Annotated in this window: 18 protein-coding genes; 5 read left to right on the top strand and 13 right to left on the bottom strand. The window is 42.3% G+C overall.

What is annotated here, in order from left to right:
• The first annotated feature begins 138 nt into the window (after positions 1-138).
• Positions 139-1791, top strand: a complete 1653-nt coding sequence (locus AC3ISB_RS27775; RefSeq protein ID WP_098370273.1) for a glutamine--tRNA ligase/YqeY domain fusion protein — start codon at positions 139-141, stop codon at positions 1789-1791.
• A 64-nt stretch (positions 1792-1855) separates the two neighbouring features.
• Here AC3ISB_RS27775 and AC3ISB_RS27780 read toward each other — a convergent pair whose 3' ends face one another.
• The 9 genes from AC3ISB_RS27780 to AC3ISB_RS27820 form a co-directional block, all read right to left on the bottom strand.
• Positions 1856-2710: an STAS domain-containing protein gene (locus AC3ISB_RS27780; RefSeq protein WP_489275212.1), complete on the bottom strand. Its 855-nt coding sequence runs from the start codon at positions 2708-2710 to the stop codon at positions 1856-1858.
• Positions 2711-2732: 22 nt separating this feature from the next.
• Entirely contained in the window at positions 2733-3692 is a 960-nt protein-coding gene (gene msrB / locus AC3ISB_RS27785) for a peptide-methionine (R)-S-oxide reductase MsrB (protein WP_489275214.1), read from the bottom strand.
• A gap of 155 nt (positions 3693-3847) precedes the next feature.
• A complete protein-coding gene (locus AC3ISB_RS27790; protein WP_098370276.1) occupies positions 3848-5032 on the bottom strand; it encodes a NupC/NupG family nucleoside CNT transporter in 1185 nt (394 codons plus the stop codon).
• A gap of 263 nt (positions 5033-5295) precedes the next feature.
• A complete protein-coding gene (locus AC3ISB_RS27795; protein ID WP_489275215.1) occupies positions 5296-5757 on the bottom strand; it encodes a hypothetical protein in 462 nt (153 codons plus the stop codon).
• Positions 5758-5887: 130 nt separating this feature from the next.
• Positions 5888-7126 carry a sensor histidine kinase gene (locus AC3ISB_RS27800; RefSeq protein ID WP_489275216.1) on the bottom strand — a complete coding sequence of 413 codons (1239 nt, stop codon included), beginning with the start codon at positions 7124-7126 and terminating at the stop codon, positions 5888-5890.
• Positions 7127-7136: 10 nt separating this feature from the next.
• Positions 7137-7808, bottom strand: coding sequence for a response regulator transcription factor (locus tag AC3ISB_RS27805; RefSeq protein WP_034316054.1), 672 nt, complete (start codon positions 7806-7808; stop codon positions 7137-7139).
• A gap of 110 nt (positions 7809-7918) precedes the next feature.
• Entirely contained in the window at positions 7919-9088 is a 1170-nt protein-coding gene (locus AC3ISB_RS27810; protein ID WP_286176933.1) for an ABC transporter permease, read from the bottom strand.
• Positions 9036-9776 (bottom strand): ABC transporter ATP-binding protein, encoded by a 741-nt coding sequence (locus tag AC3ISB_RS27815; RefSeq protein ID WP_489275218.1) that lies wholly within the window; start codon positions 9774-9776, stop codon positions 9036-9038. Before AC3ISB_RS27815 ends, AC3ISB_RS27810 begins: the two co-directional genes overlap by 53 nt.
• A 1-nt stretch (position 9777) precedes the next feature.
• Entirely contained in the window at positions 9778-10746 is a 969-nt protein-coding gene (locus tag AC3ISB_RS27820) for an efflux RND transporter periplasmic adaptor subunit (RefSeq protein ID WP_489275219.1), read from the bottom strand.
• Positions 10747-11013: 267 nt separating this feature from the next.
• On the opposite strand from AC3ISB_RS27820, the gene AC3ISB_RS27825 reads away from it, so the two are divergent.
• Entirely contained in the window at positions 11014-11352 is a 339-nt protein-coding gene (locus tag AC3ISB_RS27825) for a DUF485 domain-containing protein (RefSeq protein WP_141992377.1), read from the top strand.
• A gap of 14 nt (positions 11353-11366) precedes the next feature.
• Complete coding sequence (locus AC3ISB_RS27830; RefSeq protein WP_489275221.1) at positions 11367-12905, top strand: solute symporter family protein; 1539 nt, start codon at positions 11367-11369, stop codon at positions 12903-12905.
• A gap of 118 nt (positions 12906-13023) precedes the next feature.
• On the opposite strand, the gene AC3ISB_RS27835 is transcribed toward AC3ISB_RS27830, so the two are convergent.
• From AC3ISB_RS27835 to AC3ISB_RS27845, 3 genes are all read right to left on the bottom strand, one after another.
• Positions 13024-13473, bottom strand: coding sequence for a threonine/serine exporter family protein (locus AC3ISB_RS27835; protein WP_174524181.1), 450 nt, complete (start codon positions 13471-13473; stop codon positions 13024-13026).
• 16 nt (positions 13474-13489) lie between these two features.
• Positions 13490-14245: a threonine/serine exporter family protein gene (locus tag AC3ISB_RS27840; protein ID WP_063234332.1), complete on the bottom strand. Its 756-nt coding sequence runs from the start codon at positions 14243-14245 to the stop codon at positions 13490-13492.
• Positions 14246-14528: 283 nt separating this feature from the next.
• The gene (locus AC3ISB_RS27845) at positions 14529-15335 is read right to left on the bottom strand and encodes an alpha/beta fold hydrolase (RefSeq protein WP_141992379.1); all 807 of its coding nucleotides are present in this window, start codon (positions 15333-15335) and stop codon (positions 14529-14531) included.
• A 166-nt stretch (positions 15336-15501) separates the two neighbouring features.
• On the opposite strand from AC3ISB_RS27845, the gene AC3ISB_RS27850 reads away from it, so the two are divergent.
• Both AC3ISB_RS27850 and AC3ISB_RS27855 read left to right on the top strand, forming a co-directional pair.
• Positions 15502-16764 carry a dicarboxylate/amino acid:cation symporter gene (locus AC3ISB_RS27850; protein ID WP_144527281.1) on the top strand — a complete coding sequence of 421 codons (1263 nt, stop codon included), beginning with the start codon at positions 15502-15504 and terminating at the stop codon, positions 16762-16764.
• 135 nt (positions 16765-16899) lie between these two features.
• A complete protein-coding gene (locus tag AC3ISB_RS27855; RefSeq protein ID WP_480340106.1) occupies positions 16900-17571 on the top strand; it encodes a lysoplasmalogenase in 672 nt (223 codons plus the stop codon).
• 84 nt (positions 17572-17655) lie between these two features.
• Here the strand turns inward: AC3ISB_RS27855 and AC3ISB_RS27860 are convergent, their stop codons facing one another.
• Positions 17656-18855: a class I SAM-dependent rRNA methyltransferase gene (locus AC3ISB_RS27860; protein WP_098370288.1), complete on the bottom strand. Its 1200-nt coding sequence runs from the start codon at positions 18853-18855 to the stop codon at positions 17656-17658.
• Between the last annotated feature and the right edge of the window lie 13 nt (positions 18856-18868).

An 18868-nucleotide genomic window follows, 5' to 3' on the forward strand; every position in this document is an offset into this window, starting at 1 on the left:
GATTGTACAAACTAAATACTTGATGAATTGTTTCAGATAAACCCTGATTCCGGCTCGAACATGGAAAAATATCTGTATTTATGGTATATATACAGGTAAAATTAAAAGAAGTATATAAATGAAAGAGGTCGAATTCAGTTGGAAAATAACTCTTCGAATTTTATTAAAAATATTATAAAAGATGATCTAGAGTCCGGAAAACATGATCATGTCATCACCCGCTTCCCTCCTGAGCCGAACGGATATTTACATATCGGGCACGCCAAATCAATCATTTTGAATTTTGGGGTGGCTGATGATTTCAATGGGAAAACTAACCTTCGTTTCGATGATACGAATCCATTGAAAGAGGATATTGAGTTTGTCAACTCCATTAAGGAAGATGTAAAATGGCTCGGTTACGACTGGGATAACCTTTTCTTCGCTTCCGACTATTTTGATGAAATGTATAAAAGAGCTGTGCTGCTCATCAATAAAGGACTGGCATATGTGGACGACCTTAATGCCGACCAAATCCGTGAATATCGCGGAACGCTGACTGAGCCGGGAAAAGATAGCCCCTACCGCAATAGAACTGTCGAGGAAAATCTTGAACTATTTGAAAAGATGCGCAGCGGTGAATTCGAAAACGGTGCAAAAGTATTGCGTGCCAAGATCGATATGAGCTCGCCTAACATCAATTTGCGTGATCCCGTCATATACCGTATCTCCCATACTGAACACCATAATACCGGCAACAAATGGTGCATCTACCCAATGTATGCCTTTGCCCACCCAATTGAAGATGCCATCGAGGGAGTCACACACTCCATTTGTACGCTAGAGTTCGAAGATCAACGCCCTCTTTATGACTGGATCGTTGAAAATTGTGAAATGGAAAGCAAGCCAAAACAATATGAATTTGGCCGTCTTAACCTGACCAATACAGTAATGAGCAAGCGAAAACTGAAGCAGCTTGTCGATGAGGGCTTCGTGGACGGCTGGGACGACCCACGGATGCCTACCGTTTCAGGCTTGCGGAGACGCGGGTATACACCCGAAGCAATTCGTGCATTCTGCCAAGAGATTGGTGTCGCAAAAACAAGCGGTGTCGTAGACTCTCAAATGCTTGATCATTTCGTGCGGGAAGACTTAAAGCTGAAGGCTCCACGGACTATGGGTATCCTAAATCCGCTTAAAGTGGTCATCACCAACTATCCGGAAGGCGAGGTAGAATGGCTGGATGCTGAGGTCAATCCGGAAGTTCCTGAAATGGGCACACGGCAAATCCCGTTTTCACGTGAAATATATATCGAACAGGACGATTTCATGGAAAACCCGCCGAAAAAGTATTTCCGACTTTTCCCGGGCAATGAAGTCCGTTTGAAACATGCTTATTTCATTAAATGTGAAGAAGTGATAAAAGACGAAGCCGGTAACGTAATTGAACTTCGCTGCACATACGACATTGAAACGAAAAGCGGATCGGGCTTCACTGGCCGTAAAGTAAAAGGTACATTGCACTGGGTCGAAGCTTCACAAGCCGTTTCAGCAGAATTCCGCAACTACCAGCCTTTAATCTTGGATAAGGAAAATGATGAAGAGGAAGAAAAATCATTCCTGGACCGGGTAAACCCTGAATCTGTAGAAATTTTACAAGGATTTGTTGAGCCGAACATGAAAGATGTTAAGCCTCAGGATAAATTCCAATTCTTCAGGCATGGCTATTATAATGTTGATTCAAAACTCACTGCGGCCGATCACTTGGTCTTCAACCAAATCGTTGGGTTGAAAAGTTCATTCAAGTTATAGAATCACAGAAAAGAACCAGATTCCTAGCGGGATCTGGTTCTTTTTCATTCTCTGCACCCTTATATCATTTTTTCTCGTAAAGTTTGATCCCTTGCTTGGAAAGGGCCTGTTTAAGAGTACTATGTGTCGAAACCAGACTAAAATCAAGACCTAACTGAATCGATGCCCGGGCCACTTCAGGACGAATCCCGGAAATGGTCGATTGAATGCCTAACAGGTTCAGGGTACTTATCAATTGATAGATCTGTTGGGCAACCATCGTATCTAAAAGGGAGACTCCCGATAAATCGATGAATAAGTGAGTGACATTTTTGCTAATGCATTTGCTTGGAGTCTCATTCAAAATTTCCTTTGACCGATAGGTATCGATTTCACCGATTAACGGCAATACCGCAATGGCATCAACAATGGGAATGACAGGTGCGCCCAGTTCATTGATCAGCTCCTGTTGAGCTAGTAAACGTTCTTTTGTCAAAAGGTAATACTGCTCTGTGAACTCACGGTTCAACTGGTCGAATGCACGATTAATGATCCGGCTCCACCGGATGATTATATCCTTCGTTATCCCCGTATCCTTTAGCATATAATCAGTGATAAAGGCCCAATATGTTTCACGAACCTTATTAAGCGCTTCCAACACTTCGTAAATGGGGGTGTCCGATTCAACCCTGCTCTTCGCGACAAGTGTGGCCCACTGCTCCATCGTTTCGATAAAAGCAGTTTTATCTTCAAGTAAAGCACTAGTCACTGTCTTGATGGTCAATGTATTCTGTTCTCTAAGAAGCTTTTCGATTTCCTCATTGGAGTCCATTGAATAGATGGACCCAGACTGCTTTTCCCTTAAAGCCATCCAGTTTTCCGTAATCTTGGATGAATTATCAAGGATATATCGATATAAATTTTCATCTATTTTATCCATTTGCGTTCCCCTATCTCACTAGTTATTTCATTTTAAAAAGTAATAATAAGTCTCCATATCCCTCTCTCTCCATTTCATTTCTAGGAATGAATCGAAGGGCTGCAGAGTTTATGCAATATCTCGTGCCTTTAGGACTTGGACCATCAGGAAAAACATGTCCAAGGTGTGAATCGGCTTCCCTGCTGCGCACCTCGGTCCGGGTCATTCGGTGGCTGAGATCCATTTTTTCATTGACACTTGCGGACATGACTGCCTTGGTGAAGCTTGGCCACCCACAACCGCTATCATACTTATCCCGAGAGCTGAATAGAGGCTCCCCAGAAACGACATCCACATAAATGCCTTCTTCAAAGTGATCCCAATAAGCATTATCGAAAGGCGGCTCCGTGCCATTTTCCTGGGTGACATGAAACTGACTCTCCGTTAAGGTCTTTCTAAGATGTGCATTATCCTTAGGCCAATTTTCTTTAATGAAAGCATCCCGGCCTGAACCTTTACGATACAATGCATAGCGAAACTGATTTTTCCGATAGAATTCTTGATGATATTCCGCAGCCTCGTAAAATTTCCCCGAGGGTAGAATACCCGTAACAATAGGTTTCTTAAACCGCCCGCTCATCATTAAATCTTCCTTCGATTGTTCTGCTTCCCTTTTCTGACGTTCATTAAGATAGAAAATGGCTGCCCTGTATTGCTTTCCCCTATCCGAGAACTGTCCTTCGTCATCCGTAGGATCGACTTGGCGCCAGAATATCTCCAATAACGTTTTATAGGAAATGATTGATGGATCGAATACCACTTGAACCGCTTCAACATGATCAGTCGAACCGGTAATCACTTGTTTATAACTAGGCGCGGCAAATTTACCGCCTGTATAACCTGATGTCACTGAAATAATACCATCCATTTCATCAAAGGGAGCAACCATGCACCAAAAACAGCCTCCTGCAAAGATAGCCGTTTCTTTTCCAGCCATCGTCATCCTAAAACTCCCCTTTCATGCCTGTCATTTTATGTATTATATACCAGCAAGCCAAACGCCTTCAAATTCAAAAATCGTTTTCTATTTTTGCTGTACAAATATAAAAGAGGCACTTAGGAGTAAACCCAAGTGCCCTTTTGTGTTAGATCTGTTAATTAAAGTATCACACTTACAATGATCGCTGATAAGATGCTGACAAGAGTCGCACCGTATAACAGCTTCAAGCCGAAACGGGCTACAACATTTCCCTGTTTTTCATGAAGTCCTTTGACTGCACCGGCAATGATTCCAATAGATGAGAAATTAGCGAATGAAACCAAGAAAACCGAAACGATCCCTATCGTCCTATCGCTCAAGGCTGCTGATGCTTCCCCTAGGCTCAGCATGGCAACGAATTCATTGGTTACCAGCTTCGTCGCCATGATTCCGCCAGCAGTCACGGTTTCTGATATCGGTACACCCATGATAAAGGCAAACGGTGCAAAGATATACCCCATGATGTCTTGGAAGCTGATTCCGAAGATCATGTCGAATATGCTGTTGATTCCTGCGATTAAAGCAACGAAACCAATTAACATCGCTGCTACAGTGATAGCAACCTTAAATCCATCCATGATATATTCCCCAAGCATTTCGAAGAAAGACTGCTTCTCTGCCCCTTCTTCAACAGGGAGAATATCCTCTTCATCCGTTACTGTATAAGGATTGATAATGGATGCAATGATAAATCCACCGAACATGTTAATAACAATTGCCGTCACAACGTACTTTGGTTCAATCATCGTCATATATGCACCGACGATCGACATCGATACAGTTGACATGGCTGATGCACAAAGCGTATACATGCGAGATGGCGGAATGGCACCGAGTTGTTTTTTCAAGGTTATGAAAACCTCGGATTGGCCCACTATTGCTGATGCAACCGCATTGTAAGATTCCAATTTACCCATCCCATTCACCTTACTTAGAAGGAATCCAATCCACTTCATGATGAACGGAAGGATCTTGAAGTGCTGTAAAATCCCGATTAATGCCGAGATGAAGACGATTGGAAGAAGAACATTTAAAAAGAATGGCGATGCTCCTTCGTTTACAATCCCGCCAAATACAAATGTGATCCCTTCATTTGCCCATTCTAAAAGTTTTCCGAAACCATCGGCAATCGAATTGATGATCACTAAACCAAACTTCGTATTCAATAATAAATAAGTTAAAATAAGCTGAATGACCACCATGAGGATGATCGGTTTAATTTTAACTTTCTTCCGGTCACTGCTGGCTAATAAAGCTAGTCCAAAAACAATAAGCAGCCCTAAAATTGCAATCAGAAATTTCATATATTCTGCCTCCACTAAGGGTGAATTTTATGATCGTGCATTACTAGTAGGTTACCCTCAAAAAAATTATGCAAACGTTTTCTCTTTTATCCAAAAAACATGTACGTACCTCTCTAGAAGTCTATATTAAACTAATATTTTTTTAAGTGCAATTATTATTTCCCTTTTTTAAAATAACAATTAGTGACAATAATGTTCATGAATTAAAAAAGAAGGCTCCCCTTCGAAAGGAACCTTCTCTTTCTTCAAATATTATTGACTTTTTAGGCTGCTTTTTTTCTGGATATCACCGATGTGACTAATCCAAAGCCTCCAATGACAAAGAGGATGGTGGATGCAGCCAAGCCGACTGGTCCTTGATAAAAGTCGATAAATTTCCCTGCAAAAGAGTCTCTGCCTTGGAAACCGCCACCGCTTGGCATCTCTCCTTGCGTTCCAGAACCATTAGGCCCGCCTTGGGGAGTTGTCCCCATATTGCCCTGTGTATCAATAGATGCCGTTTCCGCAATTGAATCATCGGTCGCCGCACTGCTATTAGCCGGTTTTTCATTATCATCCGATTCTGTAGTGTTATGGTCGGCAGGCTGACCCATCATCGCCTGCCGATTCACGGGTTCATTGCCGCTGCCATCCACATACATCATGATCCCAATGACTGCGTGAACCATTAAAAGGACCGAGGCCAATATTCCAACCAAAAAGTGTATCTTACCAAGTCTTTTCATCAATGGTTTTCTCCTCCGAAAATTAATGTATTTATATTAGATGATTATCTAAAAAGACCCTTAATTTTTCCTTAAGCAACAAGGAAAAAAGTAAGGGTCTTTTTCGTATTGGATGGCATCTGAAGGCGGATTAATTTTTCCTTTGATTTCTCGGAAAAGTGATTTCAAAACGGGTGCGTTCATTCTGTTCACTTGTAACCTTGATGTTCCCTTGATGTGTGTTTACAATCCATTGGGCTATGGATAAACCTAAACCGGAGCCTTCATTTGCTGAACGGGATTGCTCGACTTGATAAAAACGGTTAAAAATCAAGGGGAGATCTTCCTGCGGAATGCCTTTTCCATTATCCTCTACAGTAAGAATGATGGATGAAGCATTTTTGATGCAGGATAGGGAAATCTCCCCGCCTTCCTCGGTAAATTTCATGGCATTATCCACCAAGATCACCAATAGCTGATGAATTCTCTCTTTATCGCCATGAAACACCACCTGTTCGGGAGCATGGCTAATAATTGATTTCTCTTGAAAAGAAGCTATATCCGTATACTGTTCCACGATATCCAAAAGTAAGTCATCAAGGAAAAAGTTCGATTTCTTAACTTCCATTTGATTCGAATCCGTTCTGGTCAAGGTTAAAAGTCCGTTAACAAGCTTATTCAATCGCCGGACTTCTTTCGAAATGATGGATATATCAACGGCTTTTTCCTCGATTGTCGCGTTCGGTGATTGAAATAGCAAATCAGCCCGCGATTGAATGACAGCAAGCGGCGTTCGAATTTCATGCGAAGCATCCGAGACAAACTGCTGCTGCTGATCCCAGGATTTCTTGACCGGAATCAGGGCCCGTCCTGCCAGAAGATAGCCAGCGCCTACCGCCACTAGACTTCCAATTCCCCCACCAACAAACAATATGAGCAGCAAGCGATCGAGCATTTCTTTTTCTGTATCCACATTCCTGATGAATTGTACCGTCATCTCTCCATACTCTGTATCGACCTTGGTGGAAAGTGCACGATGCGTCTGCCCATTTACCGATATTTCTTCAATCTCATCAAATCTTTTAGGGTGAAATTCCGATTCATTAACCTTAATAAAATTGTCTACACTCAGTCTTGGCTCAATGATCGTCTCATCCGGTCCCCAAACGATGACGCTTGGCCCAGGTCCTAAAAGAAACTCACCTTGCGGACGTCCGCCTCGCATGCCTCCATTATTGAAATCCCTGTAATCCTGTTTAAGTGAATCATTGACATCCTTATAGATTTGATTTTCCGTATAGAAATAAATCGTTCTGCTTAAAATGGCTATTAAGACAATAAAGACGATAGAATTCAATAATGTTAGTTGAAGTCGTGTTTTTTGGAACATAATGATCCCCTTATGGTTGTTTTAGCATATAACCAATACCCCGAACGGTTTGAATATCTTTATGGTAATTGAAAGGTTCCAGTTTTTTTCTAAGGTGATGGATGAACACTTCAACAATGGCAATCGTCGTATCTGAATCAAACCCCCAAATGCGGTCGAAAATCTGCTCACGGGTCAGTATCTTTCCATTATTTTGAATTAGGTATTCCAGTAATTCAAACTGTTTCAAGGTCATTTTAATGACCTTTCCATCAACCAAAATATCCTTTTCTTTTTCCAACAGTTCAATATTGCGGTATTTCACATGCTGCTCAAGCGATATAATGCCACTCCTTCGAAGCAGGGCACGAATCCTGGCCTTAAGTTCCGGTGCCTGAAACGGCTTGACTAAATAATCATCGCCACCCATTTCCAATCCCCTGACACGATCCTCAAGTGCATCTTTTGCCGTCAAAAACAAGACACTTGTATCTATTTTTGCTTCCCTGATTTTCCGTACGATTTCAAATCCATCGATTCCCGGAAGCATTACATCCAAAATGATGATATCGTATATACTTTGCTGAGCCATGAATAACCCATCTTCCCCATTATCCGCTGTATCCACTTCATATTCATCTGTCAAAATTTGTCGGATCGATTCTAATAATGAAACATTATCTTCTACCACCAAAACCTTCATGCAGGGTACCTCCCAACCGCCTCAATTGTGATATATATGTTGATTTTATCCTTTTTCATATGCAAAAGAAAGCGGGCTTTTAATCGCCTGCTTTCTCTCAAATTGTATGTTCATTCGTGACGCAGTGCCTGGATTGGATTTAACTTGGATGCCTTATTGGCAGGAAATACGCCAAACATTATCCCGATTAATATGGAGAATAAGAAGGCAAACAGTGTTACCGACCATGAATAACTGATCGTTAAACTTGAAAAAACTGAAATCAATTTTGCGATTCCCAATCCAATTCCAACTCCCAATAGTCCCCCTAAGCAGCTCAGGACCATCGCTTCAATTAAAAACTGAAGAAGAATCGATTTCCGATTTGCCCCAATTGCTTTTCTAATCCCAATTTCCTTCGTTCTCTCTGAGACGGAAACCAACATGATATTCATGATTCCAATTCCGCCCACCAGTAACGAAATACTGGCAATACCGCCAAGCATGAGTGTGAACGTATCCGACACAGAGCTCATTGTATCCATCAGATCTTCTTGATTGGACACCGAATAGTTATCACTTTGTTCTGGGAATGATGTGGTCATCGCACCCTGGACCTGGTACATCACCCTATCTATGATATTCTCGTTCTCCGCTTTTAAATATACGGTTCCGATTGTCGTGCTGCCTGTAGCCCTTTCGGCAGTGGTGATCGGGGCAATGATTACATCATCCCCGCTCGATCCCATTGAGGTGCCTACCGATTTCAGCACACCGATCACGCGATAGGAAACACCGCCGATAAGCACGTTCTGATCCACAGCTTTTTGATTTTCAAAAAGCGTGTTGGCTGTATCCGACCCCAGGACAACGACCTTGGAGCGTAATTCCGTTTCCATATCCGTCAAAAACCGACCTTGGCTGAGCTCCAGATCCCTAACCGATAAGTAGGATGAAGTTGCACCGGTCATTGAAACCTGTGCCGTAGCTTCTCCATTTTTTGCATAAACGCGTCCGGTGACCACAGGCGCCACTTCCGATATCCCGTTCAGCTCTTTAAACTGTTCAATTGTATCATCCGTCAGCTCCACGGAGTCAGTATCCGTGACACTTACCGTTATCAGATTCGTTCCCAGGCTATTGATCTCATCCTGAACGGACTGTGAGGAACCCTGCCCGATCGAAACCAGAACGATTACGGAGGCAACTCCAATTATGATCCCAAGCATGGTTAAAAATGCTCTGACTTTATTGGTTTTGATACTGCGTATAGCCATCTTCATTGATTCGCTCAGATTCAATCCAATCACCTCCGTTTTCAAATAGCTGACCATCCTGTATCCGGACGACACGAGTCGCTTCTTTTGCCACTTCCAAGTCATGGGTTATAAGAATGATTGTTTGTCCCTTTTCGTTCAATTCTTTCAGCATCTGCAGCACTTCTTTACTCGTTTTACTATCCAGGGCCCCCGTCGGCTCATCCGCCAATAAAACGGGAGGGTTACCGGCAAGTGCCCTTGCAATCGCAACTCTTTGCTGCTGTCCGCCCGACAGTTGGGTCGGCAGATGATTCTTCCGGTCACTCAGGCCTACCATATCAAGGCATGCATTGGCCACTTCTCTTCTTTCCTTCACGCTTGCCCCTCTATAAACCAGGGGAAGTTCGACATTCTCCAACGCTGTCAGTTTTGCCAACAGGTTAAAATTTTGAAAGATAAATCCTATTTTAATATTACGAATGGCAGCTAACTCATTATCCCTCATCTTTTCCACTTCTTTTCCATCAAGAAGATATTCACCTATCTCAGGCTTGTCAAGGCAGCCAATCATATTCATGAACGTCGATTTCCCTGACCCAGAAGGACCGATGATCGAAATGAAATCGCCTTTATCGATTGTAAGACATACATCTTGAAGTGCCTTAACCGTTTCGCCGCCCAATTCATATGATTTAGACATGTTCTTAATTTTTATGATGGGTTTCGCCATTTTACTGACCTCCCTTGCCGCTTGGCATTCCGCCACCGTTTGGCATCCCGCCGCTTGGCATTCCGCTGCCGCTCTGCATTCGTATTTCGCCTCCTTGGCCTCCCCTCATTCCATCGCCGCCACTTCCAGTCGAGCTTTCATTGATGGTAATTGGCAAGGAAACAGACTGGCCCTCTTCAAGACCCGAAGTTATTTCAATATACCTATCATTGCTGATCCCAGTCTCAACCGCTGTCTTTGTACTAGCAGTTCCTTCAGTTGTACCGGATTGTTGTATATTTACATATTTCTCTTCACCGTCCATTTGGACTGCTTCAATCGGAACATATAAAGCATCTTTTACACTATTCGTCAAAATGCTCACTTCAGTCGACATCCCAATTTTTATATCGCCGGGTTTGTCAATTTTGATAGTGACATCGAACGAAGAAACTCCATTCTCATATGTACCTTCCTTTGCTACACTGGTCACTTCCCCCGTAAATGTTTCATCTTCAAAAGCACTGGCTTTAATTTCAACTGTTTGTCCTTTTTTAACACTTGGAACATCCAATTCATCAACACTGATCGTGGTTTTCAATTTTTTATAATCCGTAACATGTGCCAACACTTCACTGCTTGATACACGATCCCCTTCTTCTACATCCATTGTTGTAACCGTACCATCGAATGGGGCCGTTATCGGGTCACTTCCATCCGTGAAGGTAATAAGTTCATCACCTTTCTCAACCAATTCATTCTTCTCTACAAGGACTTCATCCACTTCACCCGTTACAGAGGAAGTGATGTCCTCACTATTGATAGCGGCGACCGATCCGGAACCGCTTATTTGAACTTCAAGATCTCCCTTTTCAACTGTAGCGGTCACCGACTTTGCAATGACAGGCTCAGCATTGTCCCTCATGAAAAACCAAGCGCATCCCCCAATCGCCAGCACTAAAACCGTACATATCATTATCATCTTTTTCATCACTTTTCTCCTTTCAGATTTCCTTCGTTGAAACCAGTATCGTGAAAGAAGCTTAACTTTTCCTTAATGGTCATGTGTTTGATTTCCATGATCTTTCGTTTATATAGCACACTCCCTTGCTTGTACGAAAAAATAAAACGATGTCGAACGAAAAAAGATTTAATTTCAGCATTTAAATTTACAATATATTCTGAAAATTATATACTGATACTGTTATCGGAAATTGGTAATGAAATCCAAATCAATGATGATGAAGGGGGAACCAACTTGGCATCAAACGATTCAATCGCTAAGGAAACCGAGGTAAGCGCTTCCACGGACTACACCAAGATTGTCCAATCACAATCTTTTCAAGAACTCTTAAGGAAAAAACGCAATTTCATCGTCCCGCTATCCATCTTTTTCATGGTCTTTTATTTCACCTTACCCATACTAACTTCCTATTCTAAAGTTCTTAACTCAATTGCTTTCGGGACAATCAGCTGGGCCTGGATTTTTGCCTTTGCTCAATTTATCATGACCTGGACATTATGCATCCTCTATTCCAAAAAAGCTGCGACATTTGACAGATTAGTGGAAAAAATCGTTAAAGAAGCGAAAGGATAAAAGGTGAATTCATAATGAATATACTTGCTTTTATATTATTCCTAATCATTGTCGGACTAACATTGGTCATTACCTATTTTGCTTCACGGCGCACCAAAACGACCGCGGACTTTTATACGGCGGACAGCAGCCTTACCGGCTGGCAGAATGGCTGGGCCATTGCGGGAGATTATATGTCCGCTGCCTCATTTTTGGGGATAGCCGGCATGGTCGCACTCTCTGGATTTGATGGTTTTTTCTATAGCATAGGTTTTCTGGTTGCGTATCTGGTCGTTCTTTATATCGTGGCCGAACCGCTCCGTAGCCTTGGCAAGTATACATTGGCGGACATGATCGCTGCCCGTTTCAATGAAAAGAAAGTACGCGGGGTCGCTGCCCTTAACACCATTTCCATTTCAACCTTTTATATGATCGCCCAATTAGTCGGTGCAGGTGCCCTTATAAAACTCTTACTTGGAATTGATTATCTTTACTCCGTCATCATTGTAGGCATTTTAATGACCGTATACGTCGTATTCGGCGGCATGACGGCCACTAGTTGGGTTCAAATCGTTAAAGCCGTTTTATTGATGGCAGGTACATTCATCATCTCCATCATCGTGTTGGCGAAATTCGACTTTAGCGTGATCGAGATGTTCAAGCAGATGAAAACGGCCACTCCTTTGGGCGGGGATTTCCTCAACCCCGGTAACAAATTCAAGGATCCATTGGACACTTTATCCCTTAATTTAGCGCTTGTACTCGGTACAGCTGGACTTCCTCACATTCTCATCCGTTTCTTTACGGTGAAAGATGCCATCACAGCCCGAAAGTCCGTTGTATATGCCACTTGGATCATTGGCATCTTTTATATAATGACCATTTTCCTGGGATTTGGAGCGGCAGCTTTTGTTGGATACGACAAAATCATTGGCGCGAATGCGGCCGGGAATATGGCTGCTCCGCTGCTTGCCGAAGCCATTGGGGGTGACTTCCTGTTCGCCTTTGTCTCTGCAGTTGCTTTCGCTACCATTTTAGCGGTTGTCGCAGGCCTCGTTCTATCGGCAGCATCTGCCTTTGCCCATGACTTCTATGGCCACATCATCCGGAAGGGCCAAGCCACTGACAAGGAACAAGTCGTTGCTGCTCGTTGGGCATCCATCGGAGTATCCGTCCTCTCCATCATCCTTGCCTTATTTGCCCAAAACATGAATGTCGCCTTCCTTGTTTCACTTGCCTTTGCCGTCGCTGCCAGTGCCAATCTGCCCATCATTGTCTTCACGGTATTCTGGAAACGTTTTAACACAGCTGGGGCTGTCACGGGCATGATAGTTGGACTGGTCAGTTCTTTATTGCTTGTGTTCCTAAGTCCCAATGTCTGGTCACCTGTAGAGGGAGCGGCAATATTCGTTGGGGAGCCATTATTCCCGCTTGCCAATCCAGGCATCATCTCCATCCCGATTGGTTTTATCGCAGCCATCGTCGGAACACTTCTGTCAAGCAAGAAAGCTGATGCCAAAAAATTCGACGAGATTTTGGTTACTGCTAATACTGGGATGAAAGATCCTATATAAGCTAGATTTATTATTATTTTAAAATATTAAAAAGAGAAAGGAGATCAGGGTGTTCGACCTGCTCTCCTTTCTCTTTATTTAGAAACATATTTATCAGGAAGGTTTTAAAATAATCACTCTAACTTCTCAATCTTAACTTCCTTTTATTGTACTTAGTTACTAACTGATTCATGACTTCTGCAAAGATCAGCCCCATCGCAATGGCACCAGCCAGCATAAAGACCTTGGCGGCCAACTGAACGGCGACATAAAAATCATTTCCGACAAAGTGCTTCATCGCATCATACGACAAACCTCCAGGCACGAGGGGGATGATTCCCGATACATTGAAAATCGTGATCGGCGTTTTATACCTTTTAGCAAAATACTGGCTGATAACAGCAACGATAAATGCAGCCGATAATGTTGCAATGATGCTGTTTATCTCATTTTCAACCAGAACAAAGTATAATATCCACCCTAACATCCCTACGAAACCACATTGAAACAATGAATTCTTTGGTACATTGAAGATGACTCCAAAGGCGGCTGAGGCAATGAAACTTGTAATAAGCTGTGCAATCATCATTCTTCCTCCCCTAAAATCATAAGAAAACAAACGCAGCCGATATTCCTGCCCCAATGGCTAAAGCAGTCAGACCTGCATCCGCACCCTTGGATAGACCTGAAACCAAATGTCCTGCAATTAAATCTCTGGCAGCATTAGTAATTAACAGCCCTGGCACAAGCGGCATCACCGCTCCAATGATTATCGTGTCCAAATGACTTCCAACTCCAATCTGGACAAAGAACATAGCTACTAAACCTACGACTAAAGAGGCGATGAATTCAGCAAAAAAGCGAACTTCCAGTAACCAGTGCAAATAAAGCAGGCAAGTGAATCCCATTCCTCCAGCTATACAGGACCAGATGAAATCATTCCACTGTCCTTGGAACATGATTAAAAAGCAGCCGCTTGCTATAAACGCAGCAAAGACCTGTACCCACATGGGATACCCCATCCCGGCCTTTTCGATTTGTTTTAACCTTAGATAAGCTTCCTCCGGTGTCATTTCCTTGCTGGAAATGCTTCGGGATATACTGTTAACCAGCGTCACCTTATGTAAATCTGTAGATCGTTGGGAAACTCGAATTAATTTTGAAGCTGGGTGCATACCATCCAGCGAAAAAATAATTCCTGTAGGGGTCGAAAAACTATGTGACTCACCGCATCCAAACGCTGCAGCGATTCTTACCATCGTATCTTCCACCCGCGAAGTTTCCGCTCCGTTCTGAAGCATGATTTTTCCTGCAAGTAAACATACATCTATAATTTCATTGTATGGTAAACGATCATCCATTTTATCCTCACCATCACTTCCTGCATGAGTTTCTCTCAATAACAGATAACGATCATACCAATTTAAATCCACCTCATAATAGCCCAATTCCTGTGAAAAGGATATAAAAATATTACCTATTTAATTTATCAATTCCATTAACCTGCACTACTGACTCCCTTAGTACCAGTATTCCCTTTATTTCTTGCCGAAACCGTTTAGTTAGTAGAAAAATTCATTAATAACCATAAAGAAAAGGAATGCGGGCACGAACCCTGCATCCCCTTTTTCATATCCTGTACGACTATACTCCCTTTTGAATAAAGCAATCCACTGTTTCATTAAACAAATCGCTTTCTTCCATAAATGGACAATGGCAACTATCTTCAAAGACTACTAGTTTGGAATTCGGAATGTTTTTATGCAAATGTTCCCCTGCAGCTACTGGAATGACTTTTTCATGCCTTCCAAAACAGAGAAGTGTCGGAATATTGATTTCTGGCAAGAATTCACGATAGTCCACAATCGATTGGTCAAATAGAATGCTACTGGCAATGGATTCCGGCATCTTGGTCACTTCCCCAAGCATCCAGCTTGCATCCTCTGCAGACAATTCATTGTTGAACATGGAGGTAAGGAAGCTTTGTAAAAATGGGGAACGATTCGTTTGAATTTCAGTCATGAAGGCAATCAACGTGTCCATATCAAATGCACCGATATTAAAATCGGGCCACTTAAAATCAGAGGCCAATTCGTCCACAATCACGGTTGAATGTATATTTCCTTCACCGAATTGCTTAAGATAGTCCCAGACGACAAATGCCCCCATGGACCAGCCTACAAGTATGACATCCTTTAATCCCAGTTTACCTATGAATGCATGAAGATCTTTTGCATAAACGGAGACCGTATTTCCGTAATGTACATGATTTGACTGGCCATGACTTCTTAAATCAAGTAAGATCGTTCTATATTTTTCTGAAAAGTACGGAAGCTGCCTTTTAAAGAACCGGCTGCTCATCCACACACCATGGATAAAAATAACCGGTCTTCCCTGGCCCTTATCTTCATAAAACAACTGAACGCCCTCTCCCACCTCAATAAATGCCATTCTATCCCTCCTTCACTATTTTTTAACAACCCATTCCCTATTATTATTTATTGCATTTCTCCTTTTAACATTCCTTCCTATAAAAAAATATTGTCAAACCTGATTTTAGAGTTGATAATGAAGTATATTTTTATTGATATCTTCATCCTGAAAGGACGGAAATTTAATGAAGAGCTTTATCAAAAACTATCGATCCTCTTTAATATTACTCACTGCCATTATTATCGGTGGGATAGCTGGCGTGGTTTTCGGGGAAAAAACCTCGGTCATACAGCCGCTAGGGGACTTATTCTTAAATCTGATGTTCACGATCATCGTGCCATTGGTATTTTTCAGCATTGCTTCAGCGATTGCCAATATGAGCGGAATGAAGCGTCTTGGCAAAATCATGGGCAGTATTGTAATCGTTTTCCTGACAACTGCCGCTTTGGCTGCGGTCATTGGATTTATTGGGACAACCATCATCAATCCCTTGGAAGGCACAGATACGACAGCCATTAAAGAACTGATGGAAAACAGTTCCACTGAAGAGCCGATCGAAGAAGTTTCCTTCTTCAGTCAACTGGTCAACACAGTAACTGTGTCCGATTTTCCAGAACTGTTCTCCAGAAGCAATATGCTTCAGCTTATCGTTTTCTCAGTATTAATCGGACTTTCCACTGCACTGGTCGGTGAGAAAGCAAGACCGATTACCGAGTTTTTGACAGCAGGTACAGCTGTCATGATGAAGGTCGTCAAAATCGTCATGTACTATGCTCCAATTGGGCTTGGTGCTTATTTTGCGGCGATAATCGGGCAGCTTGGGCCGCAGATTTTAGAAGGCTATGCCCGCACTTTCATTCTTTATCTATTCTTGGCCTTGATTTATTATTTCGGCTTCTTCACTTTGTATGCCTTTATCGCAGGCGGGAAAGATGGAGTTAAACTATTTTGGAAAAATGCCCTGACACCATCCATTACAGCCATTGCAACTTGTTCTAGTGCCGCATCCATTCCAGTCAATCTGGAATCTGTCAAGAAAATGGGCGTGCCTAAGGATATAGCGGAGACTGTCATCCCACTCGGAGCCAACACTCATAAAGATGGTTCGGTATTCGGCGGGGTATTGAAAATCGTTTTCCTATTCAGCTTATTTGGAAAGGATATGACAAGCATATCAAGCATTTTAAGTATACTTGCTGTTGCCTTTTTGGTTGGAGCCGTTATGGGTGCCATTCCTGGGGGCGGCATGATTGGGGAAATGCTGATTCTCAGTGTATTCGGCTTCCCTGTTGAAGTCCTGCCGATCATTGCCGTTATATCCACGATCATCGATGCTCCTGCTACACTGCTTAACTCAACAGGAAACACGGTTTGTGCCATGCTTGTCACAAGGCTTGTTGAGGGGAAAAACTGGTTAAAACAAGCATTCGTTAAAGAAGCTGTATGATTCTATAACTGAACTGACTCCTGGTTAATCGGGAGTCAGTTTTTTTCATTTTGACGATTTTCTTTCAAACAGTACTTTAATTGACAAGGGGTTCTTTTCCCTTACATAGAATTAAAGATTGAAGGAGGGATTTGAATGTTAATGAAATGCTTACCTGCCGCAATCCTTACCACGGGACTATTATATATTTTTTTTATACCGGAAGAGCCTTTAATCATTAAAATCATGTTCAAGGTCATCCCCATGTTATTGATTTTGCTCTACGCCTGCACAAATGTGGGAAAAAGGGATCGTTACCAATCCTTCATACTTCTTGGTTTATTCTTTTGCATGCTTGGAGATGGTTTGTTAATCTGGTTCGTCATCGGGCTTTGTGCCTTCTTGATCGGCCACCTTTTCTATATTTCGGCATTCTTTAGACTGTGGACCTTTTCATGGCTTCGATTTGCGACGATTCTTCCGATTAGCATTTACTCCACTTGGATTGGCCGTGAAATTGTACGTTCTTTAATTGAAAAAGGTGAACATGACCTTATCATCCCTGTAATCTGTTATGTAACGGTCATCTCCCTCATGGGCTGGGCGGCATTCATGACCGGAAATGCGGCTGCAATCATCGGCGGGGTCCTGTTTGTGATTTCCGACTCCATTTTATCTTGGAACAAATTCATCGATGATGTTGCCTATTCTGGTCCACTGACCATGCTTACCTACTATGCAGCCCAGTTTTGCATCGCTAACAGCATTCGCAGGAAACCATCTTTCCATTTATCGAAAGGTTTGAAAAGTGAACGGCCAAACCTTTGAATTCCGAATATCCGTTCGTTTCACATGAAACAATTTTTCAAAAAAAGGCATCCTCAGCTCTAATGGAACTGTGGACGCCCTTTTTCAACCTTTAATTTTCTTAATGAAGACTACTTTTAAATAATTGCCTTCCTTATATTCCCTGCTTGTTTTAAAATCAGCCGGTAATGAGAATTGTTCCATGATCTCGTATTTTCCATTCATTTCCTTGAAAGCAACATCAATGAAGCTCCTGAATTTTTTCATGTCAAACGTACTGCAATTAGTTGAGGCGATAATGACCCCATTATCTTCCGTAATGGAAATGGTATCCTTCAATAGATTCGTATAGTCTTTCCCGGCACTGAAGGTGAACTTCTTCGATTTGGCAAAGCTGGGCGGATCGAGGATGACCATTTCAAATTTCAAGGCCTTCTTCACTGCATATTTAAAATAATTAAAAACATCCATTACCACGATATTGTGAGCTTCGGGATCTATTCCATTCACACTGAACTGCTCGATCGTCTTTGGTAAACTGCGATTCGCCAGGTCGACACTAGTTGTTTTAACAGCACCGCCTAAAGCGGCAAACACGGAGAATGCCCCAGTATAGGAGAACATATTCAACACAGTTTTCCCTTTTGCGTATTCATCCCGGATTTTCCTTCTGACATCGCGTTGATCAAGGAAGACACCGACCATTGCCCCATCATTCAGATAAACAGCGAAATGTACTCCATTCTCCTTTACAAGAAGCGGAAATGCAGGCTGTTCACCCATGACAAAATCGTCTTCATCCACGTACTGACCCTTTGTATCAAAGCGTTTCTTCTGATAAATCGATTTAACCTCGACCGTTTCCTGCAATGCCTTAATGATGTAGTCTTTAAAGGAATAAATTCCTTTGCTATACCAGCTAATGACATAGTGACCATCGTAATGATCAATGATTAAACCGCCAATTCCATCACCTTCCCCATTAAACAAGCGGAAAGCTGTAGTCTCCTCATCTTCAAAAAATGACTTTCGGAATTCGGATGCTGCCTGGATTTTGCCGTTAAAGAAGGCTTGATCGATCTGTTCATCTTCTCTTTGGGTCAACACCCAGCCATAGCCCTTATTCTGTTTACCATAGTATCCTTTTGCCAGAAAGCGGTTGTTTTCATCCACCAAACGCACCAAGGACCCCTCTTCCTTAAGATCATTAAGGTTGGCTATCGACTCTTTAACAATCAAGGGAAAACCCTTGCCGATTTTACTCACGAACTTAGCTTTCACTTTTATATCTATTTCTTTTTCCATATATATCATCCTA

It is taken from the genome of Peribacillus sp. GL_122 (genome assembly GCF_057835005.1).